The sequence below is a fragment of the Methylobacterium sp. Leaf100 genome (assembly GCF_001422845.1).
Classification (GTDB): domain Bacteria; phylum Pseudomonadota; class Alphaproteobacteria; order Rhizobiales; family Beijerinckiaceae; genus Methylobacterium.
On the sequence record NZ_LMMW01000012.1, the window covers coordinates 370,037 to 388,346 of the forward strand.

At 70.0% G+C, this 18,310-nt stretch carries 15 protein-coding genes; 13 read left to right on the top strand and 2 right to left on the bottom strand.

The features are described 5' to 3' along the window. The first annotated feature begins 27 nt into the window (after nucleotides 1-27). From miaB to ASF25_RS09755, 6 genes are all read left to right on the top strand, one after another. A complete protein-coding gene (miaB, locus tag ASF25_RS09730) occupies nucleotides 28-1,368 on the top strand; it encodes a tRNA (N6-isopentenyl adenosine(37)-C2)-methylthiotransferase MiaB (protein WP_056170025.1) in 1,341 nt (446 codons plus the stop codon). 81 nt (nucleotides 1,369-1,449) lie between these two features. Then, entirely contained in the window at nucleotides 1,450-2,520 is a 1,071-nt protein-coding gene (locus tag ASF25_RS09735; RefSeq protein ID WP_244472982.1) for a PhoH family protein, read from the top strand. Beyond that, entirely contained in the window at nucleotides 2,517-3,002 is a 486-nt protein-coding gene (gene ybeY, locus ASF25_RS09740; RefSeq protein ID WP_056304466.1) for an rRNA maturation RNase YbeY, read from the top strand. The genes ASF25_RS09735 and ybeY overlap by 4 nt, the downstream gene beginning before the upstream one ends. Nucleotides 3,003-3,038: 36 nt before the next feature. After that, complete coding sequence (locus ASF25_RS09745; RefSeq protein WP_056260607.1) at nucleotides 3,039-4,163, top strand: hemolysin family protein; 1,125 nt, start codon at nucleotides 3,039-3,041, stop codon at nucleotides 4,161-4,163. A gap of 40 nt (nucleotides 4,164-4,203) precedes the next feature. Continuing rightward, complete coding sequence (lnt, locus tag ASF25_RS09750; protein WP_082478905.1) at nucleotides 4,204-5,844, top strand: apolipoprotein N-acyltransferase; 1,641 nt, start codon at nucleotides 4,204-4,206, stop codon at nucleotides 5,842-5,844. Then, on the top strand, nucleotides 5,841-7,028 hold the full coding sequence (locus tag ASF25_RS09755) for an MFS transporter (RefSeq protein ID WP_056304468.1): 1,188 nt from the start codon (nucleotides 5,841-5,843) through the stop codon (nucleotides 7,026-7,028). The genes lnt and ASF25_RS09755 overlap by 4 nt, the downstream gene beginning before the upstream one ends. 163 nt (nucleotides 7,029-7,191) lie before the next feature. Here ASF25_RS09755 and ASF25_RS09760 read toward each other — a convergent pair whose 3' ends face one another. Continuing rightward, nucleotides 7,192-8,781, bottom strand: coding sequence for a catalase (locus tag ASF25_RS09760; RefSeq protein WP_056304469.1), 1,590 nt, complete (start codon nucleotides 8,779-8,781; stop codon nucleotides 7,192-7,194). Nucleotides 8,782-8,942: 161 nt separating this feature from the next. Between ASF25_RS09760 and ASF25_RS09765 the strand changes: the two genes are divergently transcribed. From ASF25_RS09765 to ASF25_RS09785, 5 genes are all read left to right on the top strand, one after another. Next, nucleotides 8,943-9,917: a LysR substrate-binding domain-containing protein gene (locus ASF25_RS09765; RefSeq protein WP_056170043.1), complete on the top strand. Its 975-nt coding sequence runs from the start codon at nucleotides 8,943-8,945 to the stop codon at nucleotides 9,915-9,917. 57 nt (nucleotides 9,918-9,974) lie between these two features. Next, nucleotides 9,975-11,030 carry an AbrB family transcriptional regulator gene (locus ASF25_RS09770; RefSeq protein ID WP_056260615.1) on the top strand — a complete coding sequence of 352 codons (1,056 nt, stop codon included), beginning with the start codon at nucleotides 9,975-9,977 and terminating at the stop codon, nucleotides 11,028-11,030. Between the two features lie 2 nt (nucleotides 11,031-11,032). Continuing rightward, the gene (locus ASF25_RS09775; RefSeq protein WP_056304470.1) at nucleotides 11,033-11,380 is read left to right on the top strand and encodes a diacylglycerol kinase; all 348 of its coding nucleotides are present in this window, start codon (nucleotides 11,033-11,035) and stop codon (nucleotides 11,378-11,380) included. 128 nt (nucleotides 11,381-11,508) lie between these two features. Further along, nucleotides 11,509-13,029 carry a threonine ammonia-lyase, biosynthetic gene (gene ilvA, locus ASF25_RS09780; RefSeq protein WP_056170052.1) on the top strand — a complete coding sequence of 507 codons (1,521 nt, stop codon included), beginning with the start codon at nucleotides 11,509-11,511 and terminating at the stop codon, nucleotides 13,027-13,029. A 246-nt stretch (nucleotides 13,030-13,275) separates the two neighbouring features. Next, on the top strand, nucleotides 13,276-15,483 hold the full coding sequence (locus tag ASF25_RS09785) for a methyl-accepting chemotaxis protein (RefSeq protein ID WP_056170057.1): 2,208 nt from the start codon (nucleotides 13,276-13,278) through the stop codon (nucleotides 15,481-15,483). A gap of 61 nt (nucleotides 15,484-15,544) precedes the next feature. Here ASF25_RS09785 and ASF25_RS09790 read toward each other — a convergent pair whose 3' ends face one another. After that, on the bottom strand, nucleotides 15,545-17,113 hold the full coding sequence (locus ASF25_RS09790; RefSeq protein ID WP_056304471.1) for a GMC family oxidoreductase: 1,569 nt from the start codon (nucleotides 17,111-17,113) through the stop codon (nucleotides 15,545-15,547). 242 nt (nucleotides 17,114-17,355) lie between these two features. On the opposite strand from ASF25_RS09790, the gene ASF25_RS09795 reads away from it, so the two are divergent. Next, on the top strand, nucleotides 17,356-17,838 hold the full coding sequence (locus tag ASF25_RS09795; RefSeq protein ID WP_056304472.1) for a DoxX family protein: 483 nt from the start codon (nucleotides 17,356-17,358) through the stop codon (nucleotides 17,836-17,838). A 15-nt stretch (nucleotides 17,839-17,853) separates the two neighbouring features. Then, nucleotides 17,854-18,300 carry a cupin domain-containing protein gene (locus tag ASF25_RS09800; RefSeq protein ID WP_056304473.1) on the top strand — a complete coding sequence of 149 codons (447 nt, stop codon included), beginning with the start codon at nucleotides 17,854-17,856 and terminating at the stop codon, nucleotides 18,298-18,300. The last annotated feature ends 10 nt before the right edge of the window (nucleotides 18,301-18,310 follow it).

Genomic DNA, 18,310 nt, shown 5'->3' on the forward strand with positions numbered 1-18,310 from the left:
GGCGAACCACGGGTCGGGACCGGACTGTTGAAGAAAGCCTTCGTCAAATCCTACGGCTGCCAGATGAACGCCTACGATGCCACCCGGATGGCGGACGTGCTCGGCGCCGAGGGCTACACCGCCACCGACACGGTGGAGGAGGCGGATGTCGTCATCCTCAACACCTGCCACATCCGTGAGAAGGCGGCCGACAAGGTCTATTCGGAACTCGGACGCCTGCGCGTCCTCAAGACCGAGCGCGCCGCCGCCGGACACGACACCCGCATCGTGGTGGCGGGCTGCGTCGCCCAGGCCGAGGGGGCCGAGATCCTGTCCCGCGCGCCGAGCGTCGACGTGGTGGTCGGCCCGCAGAACTATCACCGCCTGCCCGATCTCCTCGCCCGCTCGCGCACGAAGCGCGTGGTCGATACAGAATTCCCCGTCGAGGACAAGTTCGACCACCTGCCGGCGCGGCGCACCCTCGGGGTCACGGCCTTCCTCACGGTGCAGGAGGGCTGCGACAAGTTCTGCGCCTTCTGCGTGGTGCCCTACACCCGCGGCGCCGAGGTCTCGCGCTCCGTGGCGGCGATCCGGGCCGAGGCGGAGCGGTTGCTCCAGGGCGGCGCCCGCGAGATCACCCTTATCGGCCAGAACGTGAACGCCTATCACGGCGTCGGCCTCGACGGCGGGTCGGCCACCCTGCCCGACCTCATGCGCGAGATCGCGTCGCTGCCCGGCATCTTACGCCTGCGCTACACCACCAGCCACCCCAACGACATGACGTCCGACCTCGTGGCGGCCCATGGCAGCCTGCCGGCCCTGATGCCGTTCCTGCACCTGCCGGTGCAGTCGGGCTCCGACCGGGTGCTGAAGGCCATGAACCGCAAGCACACGGCCGCGAGCTACCGCGACCGCATCGCCGAGATGCGGGCGGTGCGGCCCGACATCGCCCTGTCGTCGGATTTCATCGTCGGCTTCCCCGGCGAGACCGAGGCGGAGTTCGAGGAGACCCTGCGGCTCGTCGCCGACATCGGCTTCGCCAGCGCCTACTCGTTCAAGTACAGCCCGCGCCCCGGAACGCCCGCGGCGGAGTGGGACGACATGGTGCCGGAGGACGTGAAGACCCGCCGTCTGCACGCCCTGCAGACCCTTCTCGATGCGCAGCGCCACGCCTTCAACGCCTCGTATGTCGGCGCCGTGGTCGAGGTTCTCGTGGAGAAGGCCGGGCGCCACCCCGGTCAGGTGGCGGGCAAGACGCCTCACCTCCTACCCGTTCAGTTCGACGCGCCCACATCCACCATCGGCACCCTCGTGCCCGTGCGGATCGTCAGGGCCGGCTCCAACAGCCTGTTCGGCGAGACCGTCGCCGATGCGGCGGTCGCGGCGTGAGCGTGGCGGCCCCGTTCCGTGGCATCACCATCGAAGGACACCGGCGTGGCAGCATCTGACGGGATCGGACGGATCGGCCCCTTGCGCGGGCGCGGCCCGGCGGCGCGGGCGGGCGAGATCGTCGAATCCCTCGAGGCGTCCCTGACCTTCGACGACAACCGTCTCGCGAGCCTCGTCTTCGGCCAGTACGACCAGAACGTCGCCCATCTCGAGCGGCGCCTCGGCGTCACCGCCACGGCTTTGGGCAACCACCTCGTCATCAAGGGCTCGCCCGAGGCGGCGGAACTCGCCCGCAAGGTGTTCGAGCGCCTCTATGCCCGCGTCCGGGCCAGCGGGACCGCCCTGACGCTCGGCGACGTCGACGGCGCGATCCAGGAGACGACGCAGCAGGGTACCCTGTTCCCGGCGGCCGAGGTCAGCGCCGAGCCCGACCGGCCGGTCTTCGACCAGATCGCCACCCGCCGGCGCGGCGCCGTGCGCGCCCGCAACACGGCGCAGGACGCCTACATCAAGCTGCTGCGCACCCGCGAACTCGTGTTCGCCGAGGGCCCGGCCGGCACCGGCAAGACCTGGCTGGCCGTCGGCCACGCCGTCTCGCTGCTGGAGCAGGGCCACGTGGAGCGCATCATCCTGTCCCGCCCGGCCGTCGAGGCCGGCGAGCGCCTCGGCTTCCTGCCCGGCGACATGCGCGACAAGGTCGATCCGTACCTGCGCCCGATCTACGACGCGCTCTACGATTTCATGGAAGCCCGCCACGTCGACCGTGGCCTTCAGACCGGGATCATCGAGATCGCGCCGCTCGCCTTCATGCGCGGACGCACCCTCACCAATGCCGTGGTGCTCCTCGACGAGGCGCAGAACACCACCTCCATGCAGATGAAGATGTTCCTGACGCGCCTCGGCGAGAACTCCCGGATGATCATCACGGGTGATCCGAGCCAGGTCGATCTGCCGCCGGGCCAACGCTCGGGCCTCGTCGAGGCGGTGAAAATCCTGGACGGCGTCGAGGGCATCGGTCGCGTCACCTTCCGCGACGTCGACGTGGTACGCCACGACCTCGTGCGCCGCATCGTCACCGCCTACGAATCGGCCGCCCACGGCGAGCACGAATCCGACCGCAACCCGAATCCGCGCCGCCGGCCCAATTCATGATCGAGACCGAAATCGACGTCGCCGTCGAGGACGCACGCTGGAACGACGTGGTGCCGGACCTCGAATCGTTCGTGATCCGCGCCGTGGAGGCCGGGCTCGCCATCGCACCGGATTCCCCCAAGGAAGCGGTGGAGGTCAGCGTCCTGCTCACCACCGACGCTGCGGTGCAGGCCCTGAACCGGACTTGGCGCGGACAGGACAAGCCCACCAACGTCCTGTCGTTTCCTGCGCCCCCGCAGCCCCCCCATGCGGGAATGGCGCGGCCGCTCGGCGATGTCGTTCTTGCGTATGACACGATGCTGCGCGAGAGTGCCGAGCAATCGAAGCCGCTCAGTCACCACCTCGCGCACCTCCTTGTCCATGGCACCCTCCACCTCCTCGGTCAGGACCACGAGACGGGCGACGCGGACGCCGAGGCCATGGAGGCGCTCGAAATCGCGGCCCTCGCCACCCTCGGCATGCCCGATCCCTACGCCGATTGAGCGGCAGCAACGCCCGTCATCCCAGATCAGAGAGACATGACGAACGATCGAAGTCGCGGCGCGGCCCAGGCCGCGCCCAGCGCGAACGACGGTGAGGCTCACCCCCGCGAGCCCTGGTACGACCGTCTGCTGCACGTCTTCCACCTCCGGCCGCGCGATTCGTTGCGCGACGATATCGAGGACCGGCTGGCTGAACCCGATTCGGGCGAGAACGCCTTCTCGCCCATCGAGCGCGCCATGCTCAAGAACGTGCTCGGCCTGCACAAGGTGCGGGTGGACGACGTGATGATCCCCCGCATCGACATCGTCGCCGTGTCCATGGACACGAGTCTCGGCGAATTGCTCAAGCTGTTCCGCACGGCCGGGCATTCACGCCTGCCCGTCTACGGCGAGACCCTCGACGACCCGAAGGGCATGGTCCACATCCGCGACTTCGTCGAGCATATCGCCGCCCGCGCGGAGGTCGGCCATCGGCGGCCGGGCGCGACCCCCGTCGAGTCCTCCCCCGCCGAGCCTTCGGACGAAACACCGGTCCCGCGGCCCCGCCGGGGTGCCCGCGCGTTGCGCACTCTCAACCTCGCCAGCGTCGATCTTTCGGCGACCCTCGCCTCCACCCGGATCCAGCGTCCGGTCCTGTTCGTGCCGCCCTCCATGCCGGCCATTGACCTCCTCGTGCGGATGCAGGCGACCCGCACCCACATGGCGCTGGTCATCGACGAGTACGGTGGCACGGACGGCCTCATCTCCATCGAGGATCTCGTCGAGATGGTGGTGGGCGACATCGAGGACGAGCACGACGTCGCCGAAGGCCGCCTCGTGCAGCGCGTCGAGGGCGAAGGCGACGTCTTCGTGGCCGACGCCCGTGCGGGCCTCGCCGAGGTGTCGGAGGCGAGCGGCGTCGACCTCGTCGCGGCGGTCGGCGAGATGGCGGAGGAGATCGACACCATCGGGGGCCTCATCGTGACCCTCGCCGGACGCGTGCCCTCGCGCGGCGAACTCATCGCCGGCCCGGGCGACCTCGAATTCGAGGTACTCGACGCGGATCCACGGCGGGTGAAGCGCCTGCGTCTCAAGCGCAGCGATGCGCAGATCGCGTCGGTGGTGCCGTTGGCGCTGCCGCCGCCCGCACCCAATCCGAGCCTCGAAGCCCCCGCATCGTGACGGCGACGGTCGTTCGATGACTCTTGGCCGCGCCGACGCCATGCCGGCGCCCGGCCCCCTCGCCCTCCTCGCCCAATGGGTGATGCTGAGCGCGGGGTGGCGCCGGCTGCTCGTTGCCTATTGCGCCGGGGCGTTCGGGGCCCTGGCGATGCCGCCCTTCGGCGCCCTTCCGGCCCTCGCCGTCGCTCTGTCGGTGGCCGTCTGGCTCCTCGACGGCGCTCCCACGGGCCGCCGCGCCTGGCATACCCTGCGGACCGCCGGCCTCATCGGCTGGGCCTGGGGGTTCGGCTATCTCACGGCCGGCCTGTGGTGGCTCGGCTCGGCCTTCCTGGTGGAAGCGGAGGAATTCGCCTGGGCCCTGCCCCTCGGAGTGATCGGCCTGCCGGCGGTGCTGGGCGTGTTCTACGGGTTCGGGTTCGCCCTGGCCCGCCTCGTCTGGTCGCCTGGCGCGGGGCGCGTCCTCGCCCTCGCCTTCGGGCTCGCCGCCTGCGAGTGGCTGCGCGGCCACCTGTTCACGGGTTTCCCGTGGAACACCCTCGGGATGGCGCTCGGCCAGAACCTCTGGCTGATGCAGAGTGCGGCCGGAATCGGCCTCTACGGCCTCACCCTCCTGGCGGTCCTGATCGCCGCCGCTCCCGCGACCCTCGCGACGGGCGCGTCCCCGTCCGCCCGTTTGGTGCCGACCGTTCTGGCGGGCATCGTACTCGGGTCCATGGCGCTCCTCGGCGCGGCGCGCCTGCCGGCAGGGCCCGACGCCACCGTGGCGGGCATCCGGCTGCGCCTCGTCCAGCCGAACCTGAACCAGGACGCCAAGTTCCGCCCCGAGAACCGCGAAGACATCCTCGACCGCTACATCGAGCTCAGCGACCGGGCCGCCGCCCCGGACCGGTCGGGCCTGTCCGACGTCACCCACGTGATCTGGCCGGAATCGGCGTTTCCGTTCCTGATCCAGCGCGACCCGGCGGCCCTGGCCCGCATCGCCGCCGCCCTGCCGCCGGGCAAGCAGCTGATCACGGGCGCGGCCCGGGCCGACACATCGCTCCCGGGCGAGCGCCCGCACTTCTTCAACGCGATCCTCACCCTCGCGGCCGGGCCGAAACTCGGTGAGGTCTACGACAAGGTTCACCTCGTCCCCTTCGGCGAGTATCTGCCGGGCCCCCTCGACGCATTCCTGCGGGCCCTGCACATCCGTCAGTTCGTGTCGATTCCCGGCGGGTTCACCGCCGGTGACCGAGCCCGTCAGCGCATCCTGTCGGTACCGGGATTGCCGCCCATCGCCGCCACCATCTGCTACGAGGCGATCTTCCCCGGCGCCATCGTGCCGGAAGCGGGTCCGAGCGGACCGCCGCCGGTGCCGGGCCTGATCCTCAACCTCACCAACGATGCCTGGTTCGGCGACACGCCCGGCCCGCGCCAGCACTTCGCCCAGGCGCGCCTGCGCGCCGTCGAGGAAGGCCTGCCCCTGGTGCGCGACGCCAACACCGGCATCTCGGCCGTGGTCGACGCCCATGGCCGGATCGTCGCGAGCCTGCCCGTCGGGGTCGAGGGCGTCCTCGACGCCGATCTCCCCGTGCGGCTCGCCGATCGTACCCCCTACGCCCGCTTCGGCGACGCTCCCTTCGCGATCCTGCTCGGCCTCACCCTCATCCTGGCGCTCACGGCGCGACGGCGGTCGGCGTGAGCCGGCCGGTGTCGGCGGCGCGTCCCCTCCTCCTCGGCGCCGGCATCCTGCTCGTCGCGTTCAACATGCGCCCGGCCCTGACCACCGTCGGGCCGCTCATCGAGACGATCCAGGCGGCGACCGGGCTCGGGACCCGGGGTGCGGCCCTCCTCAACACCCTGCCGGTGCTGTGCATCGGCCTCGCCTGCGTGCTGGGCCCCCTCGTGATCCGCCGACTCGGCGCCGATCGCGGCGTCCTGCTCGCCGTCGCCATCGTCACCCTCGGTTCGGGGCTCCGGGGCTTTGGCGGATTGGGACCGCTCTTTGCCGGCGCCTGCCTCGCCGCCCTCGGGATCGGCCTGTCGGGCGTCCTGCTGCCGGGGCTCGTGAAGCGCGAGTTCCCCACCCAGGTCGGCCGCGTCACCGGGCTCTACACCATGGTCCTGTGTCTCGGGGCCGCCGCCGGGGCGGGCTTCAGCGTGCCCCTGACGCAGGCCGCCGGAAACTGGTCCACGGCCCTCGGCCTCTGGAGCGTCCCGGCCCTGGTCGCCACCCTGGCGTGGCTCCCCTTCGCCCGCGCGCCCGACCCGGCCGAACGCGCCGTGCGGCGGCGCCCCCTGTGGCGGGACCGGCTCGCCTGGCAGGTGACCGGGTTCATGGGACTGCAATCGTCGCTCGCCTACATCATGTTCGGCTGGCTGCCGGTGGTGCTGCACGACCGAGGCCTCAGCGCCATGGAGGCCGGCTACGTCGCGTCCCTCATGAGCATCGGGCAGGCGCCCTTCGCCCTCGTCGTGCCGTCCCTCGCCGCGCGGGCAAAGGACCAGCGCCTGTTCGCCATGCTGTTGCTGGGCCTCGCCGTGGTGACCATCCTGGGCCTGGTCTTCGGGCCCCTCGGTCTCGCTCTGCCGTTCGGTATGCTGCTGGGCGGCGCCCTCGGTGGCCTGTTCGGCCTCGGCCTCACCCTCATCGTCCTGCGTGCCCGCGACACGGCCGGCGCGGCGGATCTCGCCGCCATGTCCCAGAGCGTCGGCTACACCCTAGCGTCCCTCGGCCCCCTCGGCTTCGGCCTCGCCCACGACCTCACCGGCGGCTGGGGCGCCTCCGTCACCCTGTTCTGTCTCATCGCCGGGGGCGCACTGATCTGCAGCTTCTGGGCCGGGCAGAACCGGACCGTCGGCGTGCCGGACCCGCGCGGCGCTTGAGCGAAGCCCAAATCCGCATCGCGAAGCGATCAACCGGTATGAGACGCCGCCCCCTGCGGCGGGACAGCCGCCGACGATCCCTCGGACCAACGAAAAACCCCGCACGGCCGGGGGGCCGTGCGGGGCTGGGGTTCCGGTGACGCCGGTCTACGGCGCCTGAGGCTTACTCGGCGGCGACGCGGTGGGCTTCGCTGCCGTCCGTGTAGGTCTCGGCCTGGAGGCGCTTGCCCGGAGCGGCGCGGCCCGGAAGCGGCGGCAGGGCCAGGGCCTTCGCCAGATCGATGCCCGCCCCCTCGGCGACGCGGCGGCCGTAATCCGCATCCGCGTGAGAGAAGTGCCAGACCATCCGCAGCTGGATCGCCTCGGGGCACTGCTTCATGTCGCCGACGAGGTTGGCGATGAGGTCGTCGCGCTCCCAATCCTGGAACGAACGGTAGCGCACGCCGGCCTGCGTGTAGTCGTCCTCGGTGCGCGAGGTCTGGAAGCGGCCGAGCTGGCCCTCCACCGGCTGGTGGTAGTCCTTGGCGGGCTTGGGCGCTTCGGCGAGGCCCTCACCGATGGTCGAGGGCTCGTAGTTGATGTGGCGGTTCTGGCCATGGCCGTCGACCCCATAGGTCATCTGGCCGTCGCGCTGGTTCGAATAGACCTTCACGCCGGGCTGCGGCGCGTTGATCGGCAGCTGGAGGTAGTTGGCGCCGACGCGGTAACGCTGCGTGTCCGAGTAGGACAGCGTCCGGCCCTGGAGCATCTTGTCGTCCGAGAAGTCGATACCGTCGACGAGCACGCCCGTGCCGAAGGCCGACTGCTCGACTTCCGCGAAGAAGTTGTCGGGCACGCGGTCGAGCACCATGCGGCCCACCGGCAGCAACGGGAAGTCTTCCACCGGCCACAGCTTGGTGTCGTCCAGGGGATCGAACGACAGGTGGTCGTTCGGGCCGTCGGGCATGATCTGCACGCAGAATTCCCACTCGGGGAAGTTGCCCTTGGAAATGTTGTCGTAGAGGTCGCGGGTGGCGTGGCCGACATCCTTGGCCTGAATCTCGGAGGCTTGGGCCGAAGTCAGGTTGCGGATGCCCTGCTTGGGCTCCCAATGGAACTTGCACAGCACCGCCTCGCCCTGGTCGTTGACGAGCTTGTAGGTGTTGACGCCCGAGCCTTCCATCTCCCGATAGTTGGCCGGGATGCCCCATGGCGACTTCAGGTGGGTGACCATGTGGATGGCTTCGGGGTGCTGGGCCACGAAGTCGAAGAAGCGCCACGCCTCCTGGCGGTTCGTCACCGGGTCCGGTTTGAACGCGTGGATCATGTCGGGGAACTTGATCGCGTCGCGGATGAAGAAGACCTTGAGGTTGTTGCCGACGAGATCCCAATTGCCGTCGACGGTCTTGAACTTCACCGCGAAGCCGCGCGGGTCGCGCTCGGTCTCAGGCGACTCCTTGGCGCCCGCGACGGTGGAGAAGCGCACGAACATCGGCGTCTTCACGCCGGTCTCGTTGAGCACGCGGGCGCGGGTGTACTTCGAGGCCGGCTCGTTGCCGATCTTGCCGTAAGCCTCGAAGTAGCCGTGGGCGCCCGCACCGCGAGCGTGCACCACGCGCTCCGGAATGCGCTCGCGGTCGAAATGCGTGATCTTCTCGATGAACTGGTAGTTCTCGAGGGTCGCCGGACCGCGCTCGCCCACCGTGCGGGTGCTCTGGTTGTCGCGAACCGGGTGGCCCTGACGGGTGGTCAGAATCGGGCGCTGATCGCTCATGCGGTGCTCTCTCCAAATGGTTGAATCGGACCGGGGGATGGGTTCGGAGCACCGTGGCTCGCGAACGCCATCGACCCTGGAATTGTTCTGAGACCAGCTTATGGACCCCCGTGGATCGTTTGGCCAATGCATCGTGGCAAACGTTCTGATAGATGCAGCCTATGAACCTGTCTGGATTGTCCCTGCGCGACCTCGAGTATGTCGTGGCCGTCGCCGAGGAGACGCATTTCGGTCGCGCCGCCGAGCGCTGCAACGTCAGCCAGCCGACCCTGAGCGTGCAGGTGCGCAAGCTCGAGGAATCCCTGGGCCTCGTCCTGTTCGAGCGCGGCAACCGCCGGGTGATGCTCACCCCCGCCGGCCAAGGCATCGTCCGGCAGGCCCGCACGGTGCTGGCCGAGGCGCAGCGCCTGCTGGTGCTGGCGAGCGAGGGACGCGGCGCGCCGCTCACCGGCCGCCTCGTGCTCGCTGCCATCCAGACGCTCGGCCCCTACCTTTTTCCCCTTGTCCTGCGCAGCCTGCGCCAGGAATTCCCGCTGCTGGCCCTGGCGCTGAGCGAAGCGCGCACGGCGGAAATTCTGGAAGGGTTGCGCGACGGGCGCATCGACGCCGCCCTGCTGTCCCTGCCGGTGCCGTCGTCAGGGCTGACGATCTCGCCGCTGTTCATCGAGCCGTTCCTGCTCGCCTGCCCGGCCGAGCATCCCCTGGCCCGCGGCGGCGCCCTGCGGGCCCGCGACATCGCCGGGCCGGACCTTCTTCTCCTCGATGAAGGCAATTGCCTGCGCGACCAGACCGTGGCGGCCTGCGGCGCCGGCAGTGCGGCCGGCCGCCACGCCACGAGTCTGGAGACCCTGCGCTCCATGGTGGCGGCGGGGGCCGGCTACACCCTGCTGCCGGCCCTCGCCGTGCCGGCGGCGCCCGATCCGAGCGGCCTTACCGTGACGCGGGGCTTCGACGTCGACGGTCCCGGCCGTACCGTCGCTCTCGCCTGGCGTGCCAGCGATCCGCGCGGCGCCGGCCTCGCGCACCTCGCCGCCTTCTTCCGCGCGCACGCACCGGCCGGTACCACCGCCTGCCGCGACGACGGGGCTTCGGCACCCGCATCGGCCCGTCGTGACAGCGTCTCCGATCCGGTGTAGCGCGCCAGATCTCCCCTACGGCCCTCCCTCCCCCGCTCTCGCCTCCCGGCTCCCGCTGTGCAGTTCTTCCGGTCCCTCGGCCTCTGGGTGGCGCTCGTCGCGGCCTCGGGCGCCCTCGCGTACGGCCTGACGCTGGGGCATTTTCCCGCCGCCCTCCTGCTCGGGCCGATGCTGGCCGCCATCGCGTTCGGCGTCGGCGGCGCCGGGCTCGGCGTTCCGAAGCCCGGCTTCCTCGCCGCACAGGCGATGATCGGTTGCCTCGTCGCAAAAGCCGTCACCGCCGAGATCGTCGCCACCATCACGGAAGACGGGTGGATCATCCTCGCCGTGGTCCTCGTCACCGTGGTGGCGGGCGCCGTCGTCGGCTGGACCCTGACGCGCCTGCGCATCCTGCCCGGCACCACCGCCGCCTGGGGCTCCTCCCCAGGGGGAGCCGCCGCCATGGTGGCGATGTCGGAGGAGTACGGCGCCGATCCGCGCCTCGTCGCCTTCATGCAATATGTCCGGGTCGTCGTGGTGGTGCTGTCGGCCTCCGCGGTCGCACGCCTCCTCACCGATGTCGCAGCGCCGGCCGCACCGGCCGCCGGCACGACACCGCCGCTGACCGTCCTGGTGACCCTGACGGTGGCGGCCGTGGGCTTTGCCCTCGCACACCTCCTGCGCCTGCCGGCCGCCGCCCTGATCGGACCGATGCTCCTCGGATCCGCGCTCCACGCCGCCGGACTCGTCGGCATGGCGCTGCCGATCCCGCTCCTCGACCTCGCCTACGCGACCATCGGCTGGTACGTCGGCCTGCGCTTCCGCCGGGAGACCTTGCGGGAGACGGTGACGGCCCTGCCCGGAATCCTCATCGCCACCGTCGCGGTCATCGCGCTCTGCGCCGTCTGGGCCTACGGCCTCACCCAAATCCTACCCATCGACTTCCTGACCGCCTACCTCGCCACGAGTCCCGGCGGCCTCGATTCGGTGGCGATCATCGCGGTGGGCTCGAAGGCGGACGTGTCGTTCGTGCTCGCGGTGCAGACCCTGCGGCTTTTCGTGGTGCTGATCACCGGACCGCTGCTCGCCAAGTGGATCGCCAAAGGTGCTCCGGCGGGCGCTCCAAAGGCCTGACCATGCGCGCGCTGCTCGTCGCCTTCCTCAATTCCTGGCGCGGCCTCGCCCACGGCGCCCGCACGGAGCGGGCGGTGCGCCTCGAACTCGCCCTGCTGCTCCTGGGTTTGCCACTGGCGTTCCTCGTCGGCGCCAGCCTCTGGGTCCGCGTCGCTCTCGTGGCGAGCCTCCTGCTCATGCTGGCGGCGGAGTTCCTCAACACCGCCATCGAAAAGCTCTGCGACCATCTCCACCCCGGCCATCACCCCAAGATCGGCATCGTCAAGGATCTGGCCTCCGCCGGGGCTTTCCTGGCCCAGGCCGTCGCGGCCCTCGTCTGGCTCGCCGCCTTGTTCGAGCGGGTGAGCTGAGCCGACGCGCAGCCGTAAGCCGCACGGTGGCCGGCGTCCGATCAGCGAAGCGGCCTCGCGTCTTTCGTGCGCCGGACCTATGTGCGGGTAACCGAACCGTCGCCCACCCGAATCGGACACCCGTCTCCTTGACCGACTACATCCGAAAGATCCTCACCGCCCGCGTCTACGACGTCGCCGTCGAGAGCCCCCTCGACCCGATGCCGCGCATGTCCGCGCGCCTCGGGCGCCCGGTCCTCCTCAAACGCGAGGACCTGCAGCCGGTGTTCTCGTTCAAGCTGCGCGGGGCCTACAACAAGATGTCGGGCCTCTCGGCCGAGGTGCTGGCGCGCGGCGTCGTCTGCGCGTCCGCCGGCAACCACGCGCAGGGTGTGGCGCTCGCCGCCGCGCGGCTGAACGTGCGGGCCGTCATCGTGATGCCGCGCACCACGCCGGCCATCAAGGTCGATGCCTGCCGGGCGCGCGGCGCCGAAGTGATCCTGTTCGGCGACGCCTTCGACGAAGCCCTCGGCCACGCCCGTGAACTGGAGGTGGCGCAAGGCCTGACCTTCCTGCACCCGTTCGACGATCCCGACGTGATCGCCGGCCAGGGCACCATCGGCATGGAGATCCTGACCCAGCATTCCGGGCCCATCGAGGCGATCTTCGTCCCCATCGGGGGCGGTGGATTGGCCGCCGGAATCGCCACCTTCGTGAAATACCTGCGGCCCGAGACCAAGGTGATCGGCGTCGAGCCGGACGACGCCGCCTGCATGGCGGCGGCGCTCGCGGCGAACGAACGCGTGATGCTGCCAACCGTCGGCCTATTCGCCGACGGCGTCGCCGTGCGCCAGGCCGGCGAGGAAACGTTCCGCCTCTGCCGCGAACACCTCGACGGCGTCATCACCGTCGACACCGATGCCATGTGCGCGGCGGTGAAGGACATCTTCGACGACACCCGTGCGATCTCCGAACCCTCGGGCGCGCTCGCACTGGCCGGGGCCAAGGCCTACGCGGCGCGCGAGGGCGCCGGGACCGGCACCCTGGTGGCGATCTCAAGCGGTGCCAATCTCAACTTCGACCGCCTGCGCCACATCGCCGAGCGCGCCGAGATCGGCGAACAGCGCGAAGTCTTGCTCGGCGTGACGATTCCCGAGCGGCAGGGCGCTTACCGCGCCTTCATCGGAACCCTCGGTCCGCGCGCCATCACGGAGTTCAATTATCGCTATGCGCGCGGCAGCGAGGCGCAGATCTTCGTCGGCATCAACTTGCCTGGCGGCGCGGTCGAGAAGCGCGCGCTCATCGCGGAGCTCTCGGCGGCCGGCTACCGAGCCCTCGATATGAGCGACAACGAGATGGCCAAGGTCCATATCCGCTACATGGTCGGCGGCCGGGCGACCGGACTTTCCGACGAGCGGCTCTATCGCTTCCAGTTCCCCGAGCGCCCGGGCGCCCTGATGAAGTTTCTCGACGGTCTCGGCGAGGGCTTCGCCATCACCCTGTTCCACTACCGCAACCACGGTGCCGATTACGGCCGAGTACTCGCCGGGATCGATGTGCCGCCGACCGAACGGGCTCGCTTCGACGCGGCCATCGCGGCCCTGGGCTATCCATGCATCGACGAGACCGATAACCCCGCCTACCGGATGTTCCTCGACGACCACACATGAGCGGGTAGATGCCTCGTCCGGTTGCGGAGACGTTCAGGCTATCGAGCCATCGGGGTACGGTCCCACGTCGGACACCGACGAAATTCTATCGCAGATCAGTAGTGGGAAGCATTTTATCTCGCAGGGCAGATGTGATCGAGTTATGATTCGAACTCAATAGATTTTAGCTGCCGGCATAGGACGGGGATAAGTCTTCCTTAGAAATTGCCCGGTAAACCGAGGCGTTCTCGCCCCGGTGCCCCCCGAATGTCCGCCTATTCCAGCCTCAAGATCCGCCTGCCGGCCATCACGGTCGGGCTCGCCCTCGTCAGCGCCACGGCGATGGGCGGGCTGAGCTGGTACTTCGCTCGCTCCGGCCTCATGGAAGGGGCGCAGGACCGGCTCCAGCTCGCCGCGACGGCGCGCAAGATCGGGATCGAACTCGTCGCCGAGCGCGCGGCCGGCGATCTCGCCACTACGGCGGCCAATCCGCAGGTCGGCGGCAACTTCACGGATCTCGTCGAAGCCCTCGATCCGGCGAAGGCCGAGTTCGCCGCCGTCGTGCAGGCCTACACGTCCCCGACCAAGCTCGAGGATCGCCTGAATGCCGAAGCGGCGGGCACGATGTACGCGCGCCGGCACGCCAAGGTGCAGGAGGTGGCGCGCAAGCTCATCGAGCGGCGCGGCTACGCCGACCTGATCTTCGTCTCGGAGGACGGGCGCATCGTCTACACCACCACGAAGGGTGCCGACTTCGCCCATGCCCTGTCCGAAGCCGACCTCGCCAAGACCGGGCTCGCCCGCCTGATCGAACGCCTGAAGGGCGCGGATGCGACGGCGACGCTCTACGAGGATTTCGCCGCCTATCCGGCCGAAGCCGGACCGTCGGCGTTTCTCGGGCAATCCATCACGCGCCGGGCCAACGTCGCCATGGGCACGGGCCAGGCGGCGACCCGCATGGGCTTCGTGGTGATGCGCGTCACGCCTGCCCTGTTCGACCGGACCCTGTCCGACCGCGGCGGTCTCGGCGACACCGGAGAGGTCGTGGCGGTCGGCACCGACGGGCGCCTGCGCAGCAACCCGCCCCTGGGTATCGCCCAAGCGGGCGCCGGATCGGCCGGCAAGGTCTCGGCTGGCAAGATATCGGCTGGCAAGATATCGGCTGGAATGGAAGCGGCCGGTCTCGGCCTGAGCCCCGCCCTCCTCAACACTGACCGTCCCTTCACCTATGCCACCGCCGACGGTGACCGGATGGCGGCAACGGCGCGGGTTTCGGTGATGGGTGCCCCCTGGACCCTGGTCGCGGCGCAATCCGACACCGAGATCCTCGGCGCCGTCGGCACCCTCACACGCGCCCTCGCGCTGACCGCCCTCGGCGTCCTGGTGCTCACCGCCCTCCTCGGTCTCCTGTTCGCCCGGGGCATCGTCCGTCCCCTCGGCGCCCTCACCCGTGCCCTCGACGCCCTCGCCCGCCGCGAAACCCTGGCCGACGTGCCGGGCAGCGGACGCGCCGACGAGATCGGCGGCATCGCCCGGGCCGTCGTCACCATCCGCGACATCTCCCTGGAGGACGCCGCCCGCCAGCTCGAGACCACCGCCGCCGCGCGGATGCGGGAGGAGACCGATCGCCGCGCGCTGCTGGCCGAGCTCGCCGACGGCTTCGAGCGCTCCGTGGGACGGATCGTCGAGACGGTGTCGCAGGCGGCTTCCGGCCTCAATGCCGCGTCGGACAGCATGATCACCGCCGTGGCCGGAACCGCGCAGCGCTCCGTCACCGTCGCGGCGACCGCCAACGAGACGGCCGGGAACGTCAACGCCGTCGCGACGGCGGCGGAGGAGCTCGGTGCGACCGTCGGCGAGATCGGCCGCCAAGTCGAGCAGGCCGCCGACATGTCGCGCAAGGCCGTGGACGAGGCGGGCCGCACCGCCGACACCATGCGCCGGCTCTCGACGGCCGCCGCGCGCATCGGCGACGTCGTCGGGATGGTCTCCCAGATCGCCGGGCAGACCAACCTGCTGGCCCTGAACGCCACCATCGAGGCGGCACGCGCCGGCGAGGCCGGCCGCGGCTTCGCCGTGGTCGCCGCGGAGGTCAAGAATCTGGCGGAGCAGACCGCGCGCGCCACCACGGAGATCGGCCAGCAGGTGGAGGCGATCCAGGCTGCCACCGGGGAGGCCGCCGGCGCGATCCAGGGCATCGTCGGACGCATCGAGGGGATGAGCCAGGTCACGGGCAGCATCGCGGCGGCCGTCGAGGAACAGGGCGTGACCACCCAGGAGATCGTCCGCAACATGGGGCAGGCCTCGGCCGGCACGGGGGCTATGACGCAGGACATCGCCGCGGTGGCGACCTCCGCCGAGGAAGCGGGCGCCTCCGCCGCACAGGTCCAGCGCGCCTCCGCCGATCTATCGCGCCAGTCCGAGAGCCTGCGGGCCGAAGTGGACGGATTCCTCGCCACCGTCCGGGCCGCCTGAGCGCCCGGACCGGCTTACGACGCGGAGAAGCGCCCGGGGTTCGCCCCGGGCGCTTCCGCTTTCAGCCCAGACGTTCCTCAAGGTGCGCCGCCACCCGGAGCGCGTTCGCCACGATGGTGAGGGTCGGGTTCACCGCGCCGATGGACGGGAAGAAGCTCGCATCGGTGACGTAGAGATTGTCGACCTCGTGCGCCCGGCAATCGAGGTTCAGCACCGAGGTTTGAGGATCGGTGCCGAAGCGCAGGGTCCCGGCCTGATGGGCGGTGCCGCTCAGGGGAATGTTCTTGCCGAGGTAGAGCGAGCGCTCGAACAGGTAGGTGTAGGCACCGGCCGGTTGGAGCAGGCCCTCCAGGGTGTCGCGCAGGCGGTCGTGGGCTTCGCGGTTGGTCTCCGTCACGTCGAGGATCACCCGACCGTCCGCTCCGAGGCTCACCCGGTTGTCGGGGTGCGGCAGGTCCTCGCTCTGGAGCCAGAAGTCCATGGAATGGCGCGCCACCATGGCGAAGGGCGCCTCGGGCAGGAAGCCCGTCCATTTCGGGAATTCCTCGCCGCGGATCTGATCGGGATGCGTCTTGGCGCACATCTGGATCAGACCCATCGGATACTCCCAGGCCTTCGATTCGAAGTAGTAGTCCGACACCGCCAGCGTTTTCTGGAAGACCGTGTCGTTGGGCTCCTTCGACAGTGCCATCAGCACCGACATGTTGTGGCGCATGTAGTTGCGCCCGACCTGATCCGATCCGTTGGCGAGACCGTTCGGATGCGCGTCGGAATGCGAGCGCAGGAGCAGCAGGGCCGACGACAGGGCCCCGCACGCCACCACGACGATGTCGGCGCTGTAGCGCTCCTCTTCGCCGCTTCGGGTGACGCGGACGGAGGTCACCCGGCGGCCCGACGCATCGGTTTCGAGACGCGACACGTAGGCGTTGGTGAGGAGGGTGACGTTCGGGTACGCGGCCAGCGTCGGATCGACGGTCATCACCTGAGCGTCGGCCTTGCCGTTGAGAAGGCAGGGGAACCCGTCGAAGGCGTCGCAGCGGATGCAGGTGCTCGTCGGGGTCGGCCGGCCGTTCCGCTCGTCGAGCCTGATGCCCAGCGGTAGGTGGAATGGGTGCAGGCCGTGCCGGGCCCAGTCGTCCGAAAGCCGCTGGATGCGCGGCTCGTGGGAGACGGCGGGGTGATCGTAGGGTGCGCTCGCCCAGGGCTCCCCCGGGTCCTCGCCCCGGTTGCCATGGACGGCGAACAGGCGCTCGGCCCGGGTGTAGTACGGCTCGAACACGTCGTAGCCGAGCGGCCAGGCCGGTGAGACACCATCGACGTGGCGCACGGCCTCGAAATCGCGCTCGCGCATCCTGAGGAGGGCTGCGCCGTACACCTTCGAGTTGCCGCCCACGTAGTAGTGCAGTGCCGGACTGAAGGCCCGCCCATCGCCGCCGTACCACGTTTCCTTGGCCTGATAGGCACCGTCCACGAACACGGTCTTGGCGCTCCAGTTCGCCTGCGAGCGAGGCAGGTAGTCGCCGCGCTCGAGGAGGAGGATGCGTTTTCCCGTCGGCGCCAGGGCCGCCGTGAGGGAGCCGCCGCCGGGACCACTGCCGATGACGATGACGTCGTAACGATCCTGGGACATGGGTCGATCCTGGGCTGGGCAGCCGTGCCGAACGATCCGCCGGACGTTCGAGACGGCCAACGTGAACCCGTCCGCCCCGTTCCGCGCTGCGGTGCACACAATGCCGCGCGTGGGCGCAACCGTACGGACGGAGTGGCGTTGGAAGCGGGTGGGACACGCTCGTGCCCTGCAACACCGCACGAGGCTCCGATGATCGCTGCGTTCGCTGCGAACCCTGCGTCCGACGCAGCGGATACCGGCCGATGACCTGGCTCGATCTCGTGGCGGTGCCGCTGCTCGCCAAGATCTGCCTCGTCTGCATGTTTCCCCTGAGCGCTTACGACAAGGTGGTTCACTGGGACGAGGCATTGTCCCAGGCCGCCTCCGGCCCCCTGCCGTTTCCGGCGCTGCTCCTCGTGCTCGGCATCCTCGTCGAGACGATGACGCCGGTGATGATCGTGACCGGCTGGTACGACCGGGCCGGCGCCTTTCTACTCGCCGGCTTCTGCGGCGTGACGGCCGTGCTGTTCCACCGCTTCTGGGAGTTCCCCGGCTTCTGGTCGCGGGACGGCGAAGGGCGCGCCCATTTCTGGGACTTCTTCAAGAATTTCGGCCTCGTCGGCGGTCTGCTGCTCGTGGTGATCGGCGGCGGCTACGCCCCGGCCTCGCAGGTCGCGCACCATCCCTTCTCGAGCGGCCCGCAAGCGGCGGAGAGCCGTATGCCGGCCGCACCAGCCCGACCCTGAGACAGGAAACCCGCCATGACCGGAACGACGCCGACCATGCCCTATTGGCACGTCTTCACCGATCCGGAGGGGATCAGCCGCCAGGAGCGGGTCAGCCTCTCGAACTTCCGGTTCCAGGGTGTCGGCCCGGATGTGGCGCCGCAATGGAACGACAAGCAGGACCCGACCAAGGCGGGCGTCACCTTCACGGTGCTCCCCGTCGGCTGGGTCGGCGAATGGCACGAGAACCCGAAGCCCCAGTGGATCGCCGTCCTGACGGGGCGCTGGTTCGTCGAGACCATGGACGGGCACCGGGTCGAGATGGGGCCGGGCGACCTCATGTTCGGCGAAGATCAGAACACCGTGGCGCATGACGGCCGCAAGGGACATCTCTCCGGCACCGTGGGCGACGAACCCTGCACCATGATGGTGGTCGGCCTCGACGTGTCCCCCACGGTGAACCAGCCCGGCCGCTTCACCTGAGGGGGTCGCC